This window comes from Priestia sp. 53B2, from assembly GCF_056099005.1.
Genome location: NZ_JBLZXA010000015.1, coordinates 1 through 15894 on the forward strand (window position 1 = coordinate 1; position 15894 = coordinate 15894).

The following is a 15894-nucleotide window of genomic DNA, read 5'->3' on the forward strand; positions in this document are numbered from 1 at the left end:
AGGTTGATAGGTCAGAGGTGGAAGCGTGGCGACATGTGTAGCTGACTGATACTAATCGATCGAGGACTTAACCAAAACTTTAAAAGCGTAAGCTTTACTCAGCAAACTGTTACCTAGTTTTGAGAGAACAATCTCTTGTCTGGTGGCGATAGCGAAGAGGTCACACCCGTTCCCATACCGAACACGGAAGTTAAGCTCTTTAGCGCCAATGGTAGTTGGGACTTTGTCCCTGTGAGAGTAGGACGTTGCCAGGCCAATAAAAAGACTAGTCATTCAATGACTAGTCTTTTTTGTTTCTAAAAATTACAGCGTGAATTTAACTTTTAAATTATGTTACACTATAGTGGATTCATTTAATTTTTTATTATAAAAGTTCTTTTTGACGTTGTAAGAAACTTCTTTCGAACTGGAGGCTGCATTTTGGGTAAGAAATCAAAAAAAGTACTATACGAATTACAGGAAAATGAAACAATCGCAAGTTGTTTAGATCGGATGAAAAAAGATGGGTATATGCCCGTTCGACGCATGGAAAAGCCTATCTTTGAAGAAAAAGAAATAAATGGTAAAAAAGAGTACGTTCCAGTAAGACAACAGATTGTTTTCGAGGGCAAAAGTCTCTAAATACGAACATTTTAATGATAAAAATAGTAAACATTCGATTTTTGGGTTGACTTTTTTCTGGTTTGGCTGTTATTATTAAGTTGTCAATTGAGATATCCGAAACCTCATATAATAGTGGGAATATGGCCCACGAGTTTCTACCCGATGACCGTAAATCATTGGACTATGAGGAGAGTACAATTACTAAATAGGTAAACATGATTCCTTTTCAAAAGGAATGTTGATACATGAAACCTAGGGTAGTTGTGGCTTTCCTTTAGTGAGCCATAACGTACCCTAGGTTTTTTTATAACGTGAAAAAGGAGCTTTTATTCATGAATGTAAAAGTTGCTGTTGTAATGGGCAGTCAGTCAGACTGGAGCACTATGAAATATGCGTGTGACATTTTAGATGAATTAAATATTGAATATGAAAAGAAAGTTGTATCAGCACATCGAACGCCGGATTATATGTTTGAGTACGCTGAAACTGCTAAAGAACGAGGGATTAAAGTTATTATTGCTGGCGCTGGTGGCGCTGCTCACTTACCTGGTATGATTGCTGCAAAAACAATTTTACCTGTAATAGGTGTACCGGTTAAATCAAGTAACTTAAACGGTTTAGATTCACTTTTATCGATTGTTCAAATGCCAGGCGGCGTACCGGTAGCTACAGTAGCTATTGGAAAAGCAGGTTCTACGAACGCTGGCCTGCTAGCAGCACAAATCTTAGCAACACAGGATCCAACGTTAAGTGATCAACTTGAAAATCGTAGAGAGTCTATTAAATCATCTGTGTTAGAAAGTAGTGATCAACTTGTCTAATTTACTTATACCTCCTGGTAAAACAATTGGGATCGTAGGCGGTGGACAGCTAGGAAGAATGATTGCACTATCTGCTAAAGAAATGGGTTATTACATTGCAGTGCTTGAACCAACAAAAGATTCTCCTTGCGGTCAAGTAGCAGATATTAAAGTCATTGGCAACTATGATGATAGAAAAGCGGTTGAACAGCTTGCTGAAGTGTCAGATGTCATCACCTATGAATTTGAAAACGTTGATGTTGAGATGATGAAATGGCTAGAAACAAAATGCTACGTGCCACAAGGCAGTCATTTACTAGCCGTTACACAAAATCGTCGTTTAGAAAAAGAAATGATTACAAAGCTTAATCTAGACGTTCCTGATTACGCAATCGTTACGACTGAAGAAGAACTTTTAAAAGCTGTCGAAACAATTGGTTATCCATGTGTCGTAAAAACTTGCCGAGGCGGATATGACGGTAAAGGGCAAGTTCTAGTGAAAAATGAGAATAATATTCGTGAAGCAGCTGAGCTATTAGCACAGTCGGAATGCATTGTAGAACAGTGGATGAACTTAGATAAAGAAGTATCAGTTATCGTACACCGCAATGCAAAAGGCGAAACGGTATGTTTACCAGTAGCTGAGAACATTCATAAGCATCATATTTTGCACCAAACGATTGTTCCGGCACGTATTACAGCAGATCAAGAAGCGAAAGCTCTTCAATATGCGCAAGAAATAGCAAAAGGATTAGATTTAGTTGGTACATTAGCAGTTGAGATGTTCCTAACTGAAGAAGGTCAGCTTTATATAAATGAAATGGCGCCTAGACCTCATAATTCAGGTCATTATTCAATCAATGCTTGTGATCTTTCTCAATTTCAACAGCATGTAAGAGCCATTTGTAACTGGACCCTAGCACAGCCGACTTTATTAAAACCTGCTGTTATGGTTAACCTATTAGGGGAACATATTGAGAACACAATGGCAAAAATCGAATGTTTAGATGATATGCACTTGCATTTGTACGGAAAAAAAGTTGCAAAAGAGAAGAGAAAAATGGGACATATCACGGTATTAGCTGATAAGATAGATGAGGCGATAGAAAAAGCCGAATCTCTAGGAATTTGGGAAAGAACGGAGGAAGTAACAACATGATTGAACGTTATACAAGACCAGAAATGGCAGCTATTTGGACAGAAGAAAATAAATTTAAAGCTTGGTTAGAAGTTGAAATTCTAGCTTGCGAAGCATGGTCAGAATTAGGACATATTCCGAAAGAAGATGTGAAGTTAATTCGTCAAAATGCATCTTTTGATATTAACCGCATCAATGAAATTGAACTAGAAACGCGTCATGACGTAGTAGCTTTCACTCGTGCAGTATCTGAAACGCTTGGTGAAGAGCGCAAGTGGGTACACTACGGTTTGACTTCAACTGACGTAGTTGATACAGCTCTATCTTATTTATTAAAGCAAGCTAATGAAATCTTGCTAAGTGACGTAGAGCGCTTTGTAGAAGTACTAAAGGAAAAAGCTCAAGAACATAAGTATACGGTTATGATGGGACGTACGCACGGTGTACACGCTGAGCCAACGACATTTGGTTTGAAAATGGGATTATGGTACGAAGAAATGAAGCGTAACCTAGAGCGTTTAAAACGTGCTGCAGCTGAAGTGGAATTCGGTAAAATGTCAGGAGCAGTTGGAACGTTCGCTAACATCGATCCTTTCGTTGAAAAATACGTATGTGAGAAGTTGGGAATTTCACCAGCACCAATCTCTACGCAAACATTACAGCGTGACCGTCATGCACACTATATGTCAGTACTAGCGTTAATTGCGACATCTATTGAGAAATTTGCAGTAGAAGTTCGCGGTCTTCAAAAGAGTGAAACACGTGAGGTTGAAGAGTACTTTGCAAAAGGTCAAAAAGGATCATCTGCAATGCCTCATAAACGTAATCCAATCGGTTCTGAGAACGTAACGGGACTTGCTCGTTTAATTCGCGGCTATATGGTTACGGCTTATGATAATGTACCGCTTTGGCATGAGCGTGACATCTCTCATTCATCGGCAGAGCGTGTCATCTTACCTGATGCAACGATTGCTTTAAATTACATGTTAAATCGTTTTGCAAACATTGTTAAAAACTTAACAGTATTCCCTGACAACATGAAGCGCAACATGGATCGTACACTAGGATTAATTTACTCACAGCGTGTACTGTTAACACTAATCAATAAAGGCATGGTACGCGAAGAAGCATACGACTTAGTACAGCCAAAAGCAATGGAAGCATGGGAAACGCAAGTTCCTTTCCGTTCTTTAATTGAAGGCGAAGAGCGCATTACTCGCCACTTATCACCAGAAGAGATTGAAGATTGTTTCGATCATAAGCACCATTTAAAAAATGTAGATATGATTTTTGAACGTTTAGGTCTTTAATAAAAAAGGCAAGGCACGTCCTTGCCTTTATCTAAGAAAGTGTATCTGAATATTCTGTATGTAGAGGTGACAGCATGGAAAAGCAAGAGTTACTTTATGAAGGAAAAGCGAAAAAGATTTACGCTACTGATGAGCAAGATGTATTGTGGGTTGCTTATAAAAATGAAGCTACAGCATTCAACGGTCAGAAAAAAGCGGAGATTAGCGGAAAAGCACAGTTGAACAATCAAATTAGTAGTTTACTATTTTCAATGTTACATGAGCAAGGGATTACAACTCACTTTGTGAAGCAGCTTTCAGATCATGAACAAGCGGTTAAGAAAGTAGAAATTGTCCCGCTTGAAGTTGTTGTACGAAATGCTACAGCAGGAAGCCTTGCGAAGCGAATTGGCGTAGAAGAAGGTATTCGTTTTGAACAGCCAATCGTTGAACTTTACTACAAAGACGATGCGCTTGGTGATCCATTAATTCTTGCAGAACATGCGATTTTCCTTAAAGCTGCAACTCAAGAAGAGATTGATAGTTTAAAGGCACAAGCACTTCAAATTAACGAAATATTATCGAAATTCTTCAAAGATAAAGATATTTTCTTAGTGGATTTTAAATTAGAATTCGGCCGTACTTCTCAAGGCGACATTATTTTAGCGGATGAAATTTCACCTGACACTTGCCGCTTCTGGGATGTTCATACGAACGAAAAATTAGATAAAGATGTATTCCGCAGAGATTTAGGCGGTTTAACAGAAGCATACGAAAAAATCTTACAGCGAATCGGAGGATAACCCAACCATGTATAAAGTAAAAGTATTTGTCACATTAAGAGAAAGTGTATTAGACCCTCAAGGAGTAGCCGTTAAAAATTCATTGCACCGTATGTCTTATGAAGAAGTAGAAGAAGTACGCATCGGTAAATTTTTAGAACTAACAATCGACAGCACAGATTCATTAGATGAACGCGTAAAAGAAATGTGTGAAAAGCTTTTAGTTAATACAGTAATTGAAGATTACCGTTACGAGGTTGAGGAGGTTGTCGTACAGTGAAATTTGCTGTAATTGTTTTTCCAGGATCAAACTGTGACGTCGATATGTATCATGCTATCAAAGATGAGCTTGGTGAAGAAGTAGATTACGTTTGGCACGATACAGAATCATTAGATCAATATGATGGTATCTTGCTTCCAGGTGGTTTCTCATATGGAGATTACCTTCGTTCAGGTGCTATCGCTCGCTTCTCAAATGTAATGGACGCTGTAAAAAAAGCAGCAAGCCAAGGAAAGCCAGTACTAGGTGTATGTAATGGATTCCAAATTTTATTAGAAGCAGGATTACTGCCAGGTGCTATGCGCCGTAATGAAAACTTAAAATTCATCTGTAAAACAGTGAATTTGAAAGTAGCTAATAACGAAACAATGTTTACAAATGCTTATGGCAAAGATGAAGTAATTGCTATTCCAGTGGCACATGGTGAAGGCAACTACTATTGTGATGAACACACGTTACAAAAATTGATTGAAAACAACCAGATTCTTTTCCAATACGCAGATGATAATCCAAACGGAAGTCTTCAAGATATTGCAGGGATTACGAACGAAACAGGCAACGTATTAGGAATGATGCCTCACCCAGAAAGAGCGGTAAGCGATCTTTTAGGAAGCGCGGACGGACTTAAATTATTTCAATCAATCGTAAAGCAGTGGAGGGAACAAAATGTCGTTACTTCTTGAACCAAATGTAGAGCAAATTAAAGAACAAAAGTTATATCGAGACATGGGATTAACAGACGAAGAGTTTGCGAATGTAGAGCAACTGCTTGGTCGTACTCCTAATTATACAGAAACAGGCTTATTCTCTGTTATGTGGTCAGAGCACTGCAGTTATAAAAACTCTAAGCCTGTACTGAAAAAATTCCCTATCACGGGTGAAAAAGTATTACAAGGTCCTGGTGAAGGAGCTGGTATCGTTGATATTGGTGACAACCAAGCCGTTGTATTTAAAATCGAAAGTCATAACCATCCATCAGCGATTGAACCTTATCAAGGAGCAGCAACTGGTGTAGGTGGTATCATTCGTGACGTCTTTTCAATGGGAGCAAGACCGATTGCACTTTTAAACTCTTTGCGTTTTGGTGAATTAACATCTCCAAAGGTTCGTCATTTGTTTGAGGAAGTAGTAGCGGGAATCGCAGGTTACGGTAACTGTGTAGGAATCCCAACAGTAGGCGGAGAAATTCAGTTTGAAGCTTCATATGAAGGAAATCCGCTTGTTAACGCTATGTGTGTGGGTTTAATTAATCACGAAGACATTCAAAAAGGTCAAGCTAAAGGCGTTGGCAACACGGTTATGTACGTAGGAGCAAAAACGGGCCGCGACGGCATCCACGGCGCAACATTTGCTTCTGAAGAACTATCTGATCAGTCAGATGAAAAACGTCCTGCTGTACAAGTAGGAGATCCATTTATGGAAAAACTTCTTCTTGAAGCGTGCTTAGAACTTATCAAGTGTGACGCTTTAGTCGGTATTCAAGATATGGGTGCTGCGGGCTTAACAAGTTCTTCAGCAGAGATGGCAAGTAAAGCAGGTTCTGGTATTGAAATGAACCTTGATCTTGTACCTCAGCGTGAAACAGGTATGACACCATATGAAATGATGCTTTCAGAATCTCAAGAGCGCATGCTCATCGTTGTTGAAAAAGGCCGTGAAAATGAAATCGTAGAAATCGTAGAAAAATACGGATTAGAAGCTGTTTCAGTTGGTCACGTAACCGACGATAAGCGCCTTCGTTTAACTCATAACGGAGAAGTAGTAGCAGATGTTCCTGTAGATGCATTAGCAGAAGATGCACCGGTATACCACAAGCCATCTCAAGAACCAGCATACTATCGTGAGTTCCAAGAGCAATCAGCATATGCTCCTACTGTTGAAAATCACAGTGATATGTTAGTAACACTTTTAAAACAGCCTACTATTGCAAACAAAGAGTGGGTTTACAACCAATATGACTATCAAGTACGTACAAACACAGTTGTATCTCCTGGATCTGACGCGGCGGTTGTTCGTGTACGTGATACAAATAAAGCATTAGCGATGACAACAGACTGTAACTCTCGCTATTTATACCTAGACCCAGAAGTAGGCGGCCGTATTGCAGTAGCAGAAGCTGCTCGTAACCTTGTATGTTCAGGTGCACAGCCTCTTGCAATTACAGACTGCTTAAACTTCGGTAACCCTGAAAAACCAGAAATCTTCTGGCAAATTGAAAAAGCAACAGACGGTATGAGCGACGCTTGCCGTAAGCTATCGACTCCGGTTATCGGCGGTAACGTATCTCTTTACAATGAAACAAAAGGTGAAGCAATTTACCCAACTCCTGTTATCGGAATGGTTGGTTTGATCGACGATATCAACCATATTACAACTCAGTATGCGAAGCAAAACGATGACTTAATCTATGTTATTGGTAAAGCTGAAGCAGAATTCGCAGGTACTGAGCTTCAAAAAGTACTAGAAAACGGTACGGTATTTGGGCATTCACCTAAATTAGATTTAGCAGTTGAAAAAACACGTCAAGATCAGCTTCTTCAAGCAATTCGTGAAGGTGCAGTTCAATCTGCTCACGATATTGCAGAAGGAGGATTCGCGGTAGCCCTAGCTGAAAAAGTGATGAACGGCAGCGGATTAGGTGTGAACGTAACGGTAGACGGCGAAGCAACAGCAGAGCTATTCAGTGAAACACAATCACGTTTTATCGTAACGGTTTCTCCAGAGAATAAAGAAAAATTCGAAATGCTTGTACAAGATGTAACATTAGTAGGACGCGTAACAGAAGACGCAACATTAACTGTTAAACATCAAGAAAATGTTCTTGTTCAATTATCAGTTGAAGAATTAACTACTGCTTGGAAAGGAGCGCTTCCATGCTTGCTGAAATCAAAGGCTTAAACGAAGAATGTGGCGTATTCGGTGTATGGGGACATGAAAATGCAAGCCAGATTGCTTATTACGGTTTGCATAGCTTGCAGCACCGCGGACAAGAAGGCGCTGGTATTGCTGTAACAGACGGAGAAAAAGTGACAGTAATGAAAGGTGTCGGTCTTGTTAACGAAGTATTTGGCCACGGAGAGTTAGAGCAACTAAACGGTAAAGCAGCAATTGGACACGTTCGTTATGCAACAGCTGGAGGCGGAGGGTTTGAAAATGTTCAACCCCTTCACTTCCGCTCTCATAGCGGAAGCCTTGCGTTAGCTCATAATGGAAACTTGGTTAATGCAAATGCATTAAAGCATCAGCTGGAAAACCAAGGGAGTATTTTTCAATCAACATCGGATACAGAAGTACTTGCTCATTTAATTAAACGAAGCGGCTATGAAGATATGAAAGATAAAGTAAAAAATGCTTTATCAATGGTTAAAGGCGCATACGCATTCGTTATCTTAACAGAAGATACGATGATGGTTGCACTTGACCCTCACGGATTGCGTCCGTTATCAATTGGACGATTAGGTGATGCTTATGTAGTAGCTTCTGAAACATGTGCATTTGATATTGTTGGAGCAGTTCATGAGCGTGATGTAGAGCCGGGTGAATTACTCATTATTAACGATGAAGGTATTCAATCAGAACGTTTCACATTAAACGTAAACCGCGCCATTTGCAGTATGGAATATATTTATTTCTCAAGACCAGATAGCAATATTGATGGAATCAATGTTCACTCTGCTCGTAAAAACCTTGGGAAACAACTTGCAGTTGAGTCACCGATTGAAGCAGACGTTGTAACAGGCGTTCCGGATTCAAGTATTTCAGCAGCTATCGGTTTTGCAGAACAGTCAGGAATTCCATACGAATTAGGTTTAATTAAGAATCGATACGTAGGCCGTACATTCATTCAGCCTTCACAAGAATTGCGTGAACAAGGTGTAAAAATGAAGCTGTCTCCTGTACGTAAAATTGTAGAGGGTAAACGTGTTGTCATGGTAGATGATTCTATCGTTCGCGGCACAACAAGCCGTCGCATTGTTCGTATGCTTCGAGAAGCAGGAGCAACTGAAGTACATGTACGCATCAGTTCACCACCTATCAAAAATCCATGTTTTTATGGAATTGACACGTCGTCATCCTCTGAGCTAATTGCTGCTACGCGCTCTGTTGAAGAAATTCGTGAATTGATTGAAGCTGATTCACTTGTTTTCTTAAGCAACGAAGGGTTAGTAGATGCAATCGGCAGACAGTATGAAGGCAACGGCGGACAGTGTATGGCATGTTTCACTGGAAAGTATCCAACTGAAATTTATCCAGATACTGTACACCCTCATGAAAAGGTAACTTGTTAGTTTTAACGTAAAAAAGGAGTGACAACATGTCATATTCATATAAACAAGCTGGAGTTGACTTAGAAGCAGGATATGAAGCTGTTTCACGTATTAAAAAGCACGTAGAACGCACTGCTCGTGCAGGTATTATGGGAACAGTCGGCGGCTTTGGCGGAATGTTCGATTTATCTACATTGAATTTAAAAGAGCCTGTTCTTGTTTCTGGTACAGATGGAGTAGGAACAAAATTGAAACTTGCTTTTCAAATGGATAAGCATGACACAATCGGTGTGGATGCAGTGGCCATGTGTGTAAACGACGTTTTAGCACAAGGAGCAGAGCCTCTTTACTTCTTAGATTATATTGCTTGCGGGAAAGCAGTTCCTGAAAAAATTGAATCGATTGTAAAAGGAATTGCAGACGGCTGTGAACAATCCAACTGTGCGTTAATTGGCGGAGAAACAGCTGAAATGCCAGGTTTATACGAAGAAGATGAATATGATCTTGCAGGGTTTACAGTAGGAGCAGTAGAAAAGTCAGAAATTATTACCGGAGATGAGATTAAAGCTGGACAGCTGTTGATCGGCATTTCATCTAGCGGTATTCACAGCAACGGCTACTCTCTTGTACGTAAAATCGTTGATGATCAAGGATTAAATCTTCACGAAACTTACGCTGGTTTTAATGAAAAGCTCGGAGTTGAGTTATTAACGCCAACAAAAATATACGTGAAGCCGGTCCTAAAAGCATTACATGCAGCTAAGATTGCAGGTATGGCTCATATTACTGGAGGCGGATTTGTTGAAAATATCCCTCGTATGCTTCCTGAAGGTTTAGGTGTAGAAATCGATTACGGTTCTTGGCCAATTCCATACGTGTTTGATTTCCTTGAAGAGCAAGGCAAGCTGGACCGTAAAGAAATGTTTGAAGTATTCAACATGGGAATCGGATTTGTTTTAGCTGTTGAACCCGAAGATATGAATAAAGTCATTGAAGCAATTGAAAACGAAGGCGAAAAAGCATTTGTTATCGGACGTGTAAAAGAAGGAACAGGTGTTAAATTTGCTGGAGGGACGTTTGCATGATAAATATTGCAGTGTTTGCTTCTGGAAACGGCAGTAACTTTCAATCCATCTACGAAGCAACTCAGTCAGGTCGATTAAAAGCAAATATTGCGCTTGTTGTTTGTAATAAACCGGATGCATACGTAATTGAACGAGCAAAAGCATGTGGAATACCATGCTTTGTTTGTTCGCCTAAAAACTATGAAAATAAAGAAGCGTATGAAGCAGCAATTCTTGCAGAGCTTACATCAGCTAAAGTAGAATTTCTTGTTTTAGCAGGATATATGCGATTAGTTGGTTCGACGTTGCTTAAGCCATACAAAAATCGTATTGTTAATATTCATCCGTCGCTTTTACCTGCATTTCCTGGGATTGATGCTATTGGTCAAGCTTTTGATGCAGGAGTAAAAGTGATTGGAATTACCGTGCATTTTGTAGATGAAGGAATGGATACAGGACCAATTATTGATCAGCAGGCTATTCGCATTGAAAAAGGCGATACAAGAGAAACAGTTGAGGCCCGTATTCATGAAATTGAACATCAATTTTATCCCGCGGTACTAAATGAATTATTTGAACAAGCCGCAGTTAAATAAATAGGATGTAACCTTGTCAAAAAAGTTTTAATCCTTTACTATGGTAGAGTAGTAGTGAAAGAAAGATTTTAAATGAGAGATCGGATCAGGAGGAGTTTACAAAATGACAGCAAAACGCGCACTTATTAGCGTATCTGATAAAGAAGGTATTGTTTCATTTGCACAAGAATTAAAGGACTTAGGAGTAGAAATTATTTCAACTGGCGGTACAAAGCGTACCCTAGAAGAAAACGGCATTGACGTTATCGGAATTTCTGAAGTAACTGATTTCCCAGAAATTTTAGACGGCCGTTTAAAAACATTGCATCCTAACGTTCACGGTGCTTTATTAGCGTTACGCGATAATGAAGAGCATCAAGCACAAATGAAAGAGCATAATATCTCGCCAATCGACTTTGTAGTTGTAAACTTATATCCATTTAAAAAGACAATTGAAAAAGAGGATGTAACGCTTGCTGAAGCGATTGAGAATATTGACATCGGTGGACCTACAATGCTTCGTTCAGCTGCGAAAAACTATCGTTCTGTCTCAGTTGTAGTAGATCCAAGCGATTACGCAACCGTAGTAGAAGAGTTAAAAGCTGATGGCAATGTTTCATTTGAAACCAATCAACGATTAGCAGCAAAAGTATTCCGTCATACGGCAGCTTATGATGCATTAATCGCTGAATACTTAACAAACATTACAGGTGAAACAACTCCCGAGAAATTAACAGTAACGTATGAGCGTGTTCAAGGCTTACGATACGGAGAAAACCCTCACCAACAAGCTTCTTTCTATAAAAAGCCGTTAACACAAAAAGGTTCTATTGCAACGGCTACGCAGCTGCATGGAAAAGAGTTATCATACAATAATATCAACGATGCAAATGCAGCTCTTCAAATCGTAAAAGAATTCAAAGAGCCGGCTATCGTAGCGATCAAACATATGAATCCTTGCGGTGTAGGTGTGGGTGAAACAATTGCTCAAGCTTATCAAAAAGCATACGAAGCAGATCCTACATCTATCTTTGGCGGTATCGTAGCAGCTAACCGCCCTATCGACCGTGAAACGGCTATTCAGTTAAAAGAAATTTTCTTAGAAATCATCATTGCTCCTGCGTTCGATCAAGAAGCATTAGATGTATTAACAGCTAAGAAAAACCTTCGTTTACTAACGATAGAGCTTGATGAAAAAGCAGAAAAAGAAGCTTTCTTAACATCTGTAAAAGGCGGCGTTCTTGTTCAGGATGAAGACGTGTTCGGATTTGATGATGCAACGATTACTGTTCCAACGAAACGCGAGCCAACAGAAAAAGAGTGGGCAGATTTAAAATTAGCATGGAAAGTTGTTAAAAATGTTAAGTCTAATGCTATTGTACTTGCAAAAGATGACATGACAATCGGCGTAGGGGCTGGTCAAATGAATCGCGTAGGCGCTGCAAAAATTGCTATTGAACAAGCTGGTGAAAAAGCACAAGGTTCAGCTTTAGGTTCAGATGCGTTCTTCCCAATGGGCGATACAGTAGAAGCAGCAGCTAAAGCAGGAATCACAGCTATTATTCAGCCAGGCGGATCAATTCGTGATGAAGAGTCAATTGCAAAAGCAGATGAATACGGCATTGCAATGGTATTTACAGGCGTAAGACATTTTAAACATTAATGAGGTGATGAACGTGAATGTTTTAGTTATTGGAAAAGGCGGAAGAGAACATACAATTGCATGGAAAGCTTCAAAAAGTCCACTTGTTAACGAAGTGTTTGTAGCACCAGGAAATCCGGGCATGAGAGATGTGGCAACGATTGTACCAATCGATGAAAGCAGCCAAGAAGAGCTTGTGCTATTTGCAAAAGAAAACAAGATTGAATTAACAATTGTTGGACCAGAAAATCCGCTAATTGAAGGCATTGTTGATCGATTTGAACAAGAAGGTCTTCCAGTCTTTGGACCGCGCAAACAAGCAGCGATGATTGAAGGAAGCAAAAGCTTTGCAAAAGAGCTCATGAAAAAGTATGATATTCCAACCGCAGCGTATGAAACATTTACGTCTTACGAGGAAGCAAAAGCATATGTGGAAAAGCAAGGCGCTCCAATTGTTATTAAAGCAGACGGCTTAGCGGCTGGTAAAGGTGTAACTGTTGCTTTAACAGTGGAAGAAGCTGTAGATACATTACGTGATTTTCTAGTTGACCAAAAATTTAAAGAAGCAAGTGCAAAAGTAGTTGTAGAAGAATTTTTGGATGGTGAAGAATTTTCATTAATGGCATTTGTACGCGGTACAAATGTATATCCAATGGTAATTGCACAAGATCATAAGCGTGCTTTTGACGGCGATCAAGGACCGAACACAGGAGGCATGGGAGCTTACTCTCCTGTTCCGCAAATCAGTGATGCAGAAGTACAAGAGGCTGTAGAAAACATCTTACTTCCAATGGCTAAAGGATTAGCTGAAGAAGGCTGTGAGTATACAGGAATTCTATATGCTGGTCTGATTCAAACACAAAAAGGACCAAAAGTGATTGAATTTAATGCGCGTTTTGGAGATCCTGAAACACAGGTCGTACTGCCGCGTATGAAAAGCGATTTAGTCGATGTGCTTCTTCGCATTTTGAAAGAAGAAAAAGTAGAAATTGAATGGGATGATGAAGCGGCTATCGGAATCGTATTAGCAGCAGCAGGCTACCCAGAAGATTATCAAAAAGGTGCGCCAATTAACGGGTTGGATGCGATTAGTGAAGACGCGCTTGTTTTCCACGCTGGTACAGCTTTAGAAAACGACACATACGTTTCAAACGGCGGCCGTGTTCTATTAGTAGGTGCTAAAGGAGCAACTCTTCAAGAAGCGCAGCAAGAAGTATACAAACAAATGGCTCATATTGATGTAGAAAAAGGCTTTTTCTATCGCAAAGACATCGGCCATCGTGCATTAACAAAAGCAGCTTTAAAATAAAAAAGGAGAGCTTCGGCTCTCCTTTTTACCTTATGAAGGATTATACGTTTCTTCATTTCCATTTGGATGGTGTTCATGTTCATCATGTTTTTGACATGAATCATATGCGTACGTAAGGGGGCAAAAACGCGTGATGCCTTCTGCAACTTTTAAAGCTCCCATTAACCCTAAGAAGATGTATGAATCTTTGTACGGTCTGCGAGATAAACGAGATGTTGTCCAAGAAAGAAGGGTAAAGCCCAATGTAAGTCGAATTAATGCGTTAACAATGCCGATATTTGGTTTCATGTTTTATCACCTTTATTCATAAAATTAATAACAGTTTCTGAATGCGTTTACATCACGGATGTGTTACGATAAAAATACATAGTAAATTAGGGGGAATTTAGCATGCCGGAACAAAGATACCGCTGGAAAAGCAAACATATTAGACAGCAGCTCTTAGTATTAAACGGTCAAAAAGCACCAACTATTGTCTTAAAAGATGCAACATATTTGAACGCTCGAATGAAGCAGTGGAAAAAAGCACATATTTGGGTTTACCAAGATCGTATTGTATACGTTGGCTCAGAGATGCCTAAGCACACAGACGTTTCTACAGAGATTATAGACTGCAGTGAGAAATATGTGGTTCCTGGGTATATTGAGCCGCATGTTCACCCGTTTCAGTTATATAATCCCCAGACTTTTTCCCAATATGCAGCCAAGCACGGAACAACGACTTTATTTAATGATAATTTAATTCTCGCTTTACAGCTTGAACAAAAAACGGCATTTTCATTGATTGAAGAAATGAAAACGTTACCACAATCACTGTATTGGTGGTGCAGATTTGATTCGCAGACGGAAATTGATGAAGAGGCTGACATCTTCTCACATACGAACATTACTTCTTGGCTACAAAATGAAGCTGTCTTACAAGGAGGCGAACTGACAAGTTGGCCGAAGCTTTTAGACGGAGATGATTTAATGCTCCACTGGGTTCAAGAGACAAAACGGATGAGAAAGCATATTGAAGGACATTTTCCGGGGGCATCAGCATTTACCTTGGCAAAAATGAAATTGCTCGGGGCAGACAGCGATCATGAGTCTATGACAGGGAAAGATGTTGTTGCTCGGTTAACACAAGGCTATGACGTTGCTTTGCGCCACTCTTCAATTCGGCCAGATTTGCCAAAATTACTGCAGGAGTTAAAAGAGCTGCAGGTAGATTATTTTGACCATATTACGATGAATACAGACGGTTCTCCGCCTTCTTTTTACCAAAATGGCGTGTCAGATATGTTAATTACATTAGCTATTTCAGAAGGGGTTCCCGTGTTAGATGCTTATAATATGGTGTCTGTAAATATTGCTCGCTATTATAACATGGAACATTTGCACGGGCATGTAGCAACAGGCTGTGTGGCTAATATTAATATTTTAGAAGATCCTATGCGGCCTACTCCGGTCTCTGTGCTAGCAAAAGGAAAGTGGATGAAAAAAGAAGGCAAAGAACAAGCATTAGCCTCAGTAGAATTCCCTTGGGGAAAGTTTGGTTTTTCACCGTTAAAGTTGGACTTTGATTTAACGATGGACGATTTTCAATTTTCAATGCCAGTAGGCGTAAAAATGAAAAATGCTGTTATTATGGAGCCGTATTCAATTCACTTGAATGTGAGCGGAGATGTATTAGCCTCTGATCATGATGAAAGTTTTTTAGTGCTGGTGGACCGAGAAGGCAAGTGGCGGATCAATACGCTGTTAAAAGGATTTGCGACAAATGTATCGGGACTGGCGAGTTCATTTTCAAATACAGGTGATTTTATTTTAATTGGAAAATCGAAAAAAGATATGATGTGTGCATTTAAACGTATGAAAGAAATTGGAGGCGGTATTGTCATTACAGAAGATGAGAAAGTAGTATATGAACTGGATCTTCCGTTGAAAGGAGTCATGTCGAATCTGCCAATGGAGGAGTTAAGTAAACGAGAGGTAGAACTCAAGAAAGTGCTGGGTGAGCGAGGATACAAGCATGATGATCCTGTCTATTCACTGCTGTTCTTTTCGTCTACACATTTGCCTTATATTCGTATCACGCCAGTAGGAATTTATGATGTTATGAATAAAAAAGTACTTTTTCCGTCTATAATGCGTTAAAATAT

15 protein-coding genes, 1 rRNA gene and 1 riboswitch are annotated in these 15894 nt (G+C 39.7%); of the genes, 15 read left to right on the plus strand and 1 reads right to left on the minus strand.

The features are described 5' to 3' along the window. The first annotated feature begins 138 nt into the window (after positions 1 to 138). The 14 genes from rrf to purD all read left to right on the plus strand — a co-directional run bounded on the left by rrf (position 139) and on the right by purD (position 13750). Positions 139 to 254 (plus strand): 5S ribosomal RNA (gene rrf, locus ACN6NE_RS12260). Between the two features lie 166 nt (positions 255 to 420). Further along, positions 421 to 621 carry an NETI motif-containing protein gene (locus ACN6NE_RS12265; RefSeq protein WP_057240125.1) on the plus strand — a complete coding sequence of 67 codons (201 nt, stop codon included), beginning with the start codon at positions 421 to 423 and terminating at the stop codon, positions 619 to 621. Between the two features lie 84 nt (positions 622 to 705). Then, positions 706 to 807: riboswitch (purine riboswitch) on the plus strand. 128 nt (positions 808 to 935) lie between these two features. After that, positions 936 to 1424, plus strand: a complete 489-nt coding sequence (gene purE, locus ACN6NE_RS12270) for a 5-(carboxyamino)imidazole ribonucleotide mutase (protein WP_013055034.1) — start codon at positions 936 to 938, stop codon at positions 1422 to 1424. Then, complete coding sequence (gene purK, locus ACN6NE_RS12275; protein ID WP_474325390.1) at positions 1417 to 2562, plus strand: 5-(carboxyamino)imidazole ribonucleotide synthase; 1146 nt, start codon at positions 1417 to 1419, stop codon at positions 2560 to 2562. Before purE ends, purK begins: the two co-directional genes overlap by 8 nt. Further along, complete coding sequence (purB, locus tag ACN6NE_RS12280; RefSeq protein ID WP_013055036.1) at positions 2559 to 3851, plus strand: adenylosuccinate lyase; 1293 nt, start codon at positions 2559 to 2561, stop codon at positions 3849 to 3851. The genes purK and purB overlap by 4 nt, the downstream gene beginning before the upstream one ends. Before the next feature lie 74 nt (positions 3852 to 3925). Beyond that, positions 3926 to 4633, plus strand: coding sequence for a phosphoribosylaminoimidazolesuccinocarboxamide synthase (gene purC, locus ACN6NE_RS12285; RefSeq protein ID WP_013055037.1), 708 nt, complete (start codon positions 3926 to 3928; stop codon positions 4631 to 4633). Positions 4634 to 4640: 7 nt separating this feature from the next. After that, positions 4641 to 4892 carry a phosphoribosylformylglycinamidine synthase subunit PurS gene (gene purS / locus ACN6NE_RS12290; RefSeq protein WP_013055038.1) on the plus strand — a complete coding sequence of 84 codons (252 nt, stop codon included), beginning with the start codon at positions 4641 to 4643 and terminating at the stop codon, positions 4890 to 4892. After that, positions 4889 to 5575, plus strand: coding sequence for a phosphoribosylformylglycinamidine synthase subunit PurQ (gene purQ / locus ACN6NE_RS12295; RefSeq protein ID WP_474325392.1), 687 nt, complete (start codon positions 4889 to 4891; stop codon positions 5573 to 5575). The genes purS and purQ overlap by 4 nt, the downstream gene beginning before the upstream one ends. Further along, positions 5559 to 7790, plus strand: coding sequence for a phosphoribosylformylglycinamidine synthase subunit PurL (gene purL, locus ACN6NE_RS12300; RefSeq protein WP_129705754.1), 2232 nt, complete (start codon positions 5559 to 5561; stop codon positions 7788 to 7790). Before purQ ends, purL begins: the two co-directional genes overlap by 17 nt. After that, on the plus strand, positions 7766 to 9181 hold the full coding sequence (purF, locus tag ACN6NE_RS12305) for an amidophosphoribosyltransferase (RefSeq protein WP_013055041.1): 1416 nt from the start codon (positions 7766 to 7768) through the stop codon (positions 9179 to 9181). Before purL ends, purF begins: the two co-directional genes overlap by 25 nt. A 26-nt stretch (positions 9182 to 9207) precedes the next feature. Next, the gene (purM, locus tag ACN6NE_RS12310; RefSeq protein WP_474325394.1) at positions 9208 to 10245 is read left to right on the plus strand and encodes a phosphoribosylformylglycinamidine cyclo-ligase; all 1038 of its coding nucleotides are present in this window, start codon (positions 9208 to 9210) and stop codon (positions 10243 to 10245) included. Continuing rightward, positions 10242 to 10820 carry a phosphoribosylglycinamide formyltransferase gene (gene purN / locus ACN6NE_RS12315; protein ID WP_014461934.1) on the plus strand — a complete coding sequence of 193 codons (579 nt, stop codon included), beginning with the start codon at positions 10242 to 10244 and terminating at the stop codon, positions 10818 to 10820. Before purM ends, purN begins: the two co-directional genes overlap by 4 nt. A 103-nt stretch (positions 10821 to 10923) precedes the next feature. Then, a complete protein-coding gene (gene purH / locus ACN6NE_RS12320; protein WP_013081443.1) occupies positions 10924 to 12462 on the plus strand; it encodes a bifunctional phosphoribosylaminoimidazolecarboxamide formyltransferase/IMP cyclohydrolase in 1539 nt (512 codons plus the stop codon). 13 nt (positions 12463 to 12475) lie between these two features. Then, positions 12476 to 13750: a phosphoribosylamine--glycine ligase gene (purD, locus tag ACN6NE_RS12325; RefSeq protein ID WP_474325396.1), complete on the plus strand. Its 1275-nt coding sequence runs from the start codon at positions 12476 to 12478 to the stop codon at positions 13748 to 13750. A 30-nt stretch (positions 13751 to 13780) separates the two neighbouring features. Here purD and ACN6NE_RS12330 read toward each other — a convergent pair whose 3' ends face one another. After that, positions 13781 to 14038: a YgaP family membrane protein gene (locus ACN6NE_RS12330; protein ID WP_016762773.1), complete on the minus strand. Its 258-nt coding sequence runs from the start codon at positions 14036 to 14038 to the stop codon at positions 13781 to 13783. Positions 14039 to 14140: 102 nt separating this feature from the next. On the opposite strand from ACN6NE_RS12330, the gene ACN6NE_RS12335 reads away from it, so the two are divergent. After that, on the plus strand, positions 14141 to 15889 hold the full coding sequence (locus ACN6NE_RS12335; RefSeq protein ID WP_474325398.1) for an adenine deaminase C-terminal domain-containing protein: 1749 nt from the start codon (positions 14141 to 14143) through the stop codon (positions 15887 to 15889). Positions 15890 to 15894: the final 5 nt, after the last annotated feature.

Coding starts and splice junctions, on each gene's coding strand:
- purE (WP_013055034.1), top strand. CDS start 936: ATGAATGTAAAAGTTGCTGTTGTAATGGGCAGTCAGTCAGACTGGAGC.
- purB (WP_013055036.1), top strand. CDS start 2,559: ATGATTGAACGTTATACAAGACCAGAAATGGCAGCTATTTGGACAGAA.
- purC (WP_013055037.1), top strand. CDS start 3,926: ATGGAAAAGCAAGAGTTACTTTATGAAGGAAAAGCGAAAAAGATTTAC.
- purS (WP_013055038.1), top strand. CDS start 4,641: ATGTATAAAGTAAAAGTATTTGTCACATTAAGAGAAAGTGTATTAGAC.
- purL (WP_129705754.1), top strand. CDS start 5,559: ATGTCGTTACTTCTTGAACCAAATGTAGAGCAAATTAAAGAACAAAAG.
- purF (WP_013055041.1), top strand. CDS start 7,766: ATGCTTGCTGAAATCAAAGGCTTAAACGAAGAATGTGGCGTATTCGGT.
- purM (WP_474325394.1), top strand. CDS start 9,208: ATGTCATATTCATATAAACAAGCTGGAGTTGACTTAGAAGCAGGATAT.
- purN (WP_014461934.1), top strand. CDS start 10,242: ATGATAAATATTGCAGTGTTTGCTTCTGGAAACGGCAGTAACTTTCAA.
- purH (WP_013081443.1), top strand. CDS start 10,924: ATGACAGCAAAACGCGCACTTATTAGCGTATCTGATAAAGAAGGTATT.
- ACN6NE_RS12330 (WP_016762773.1), bottom strand. CDS start 14,038: ATGAAACCAAATATCGGCATTGTTAACGCATTAATTCGACTTACATTG.
- ACN6NE_RS12335 (WP_474325398.1), top strand. CDS start 14,141: ATGCCGGAACAAAGATACCGCTGGAAAAGCAAACATATTAGACAGCAG.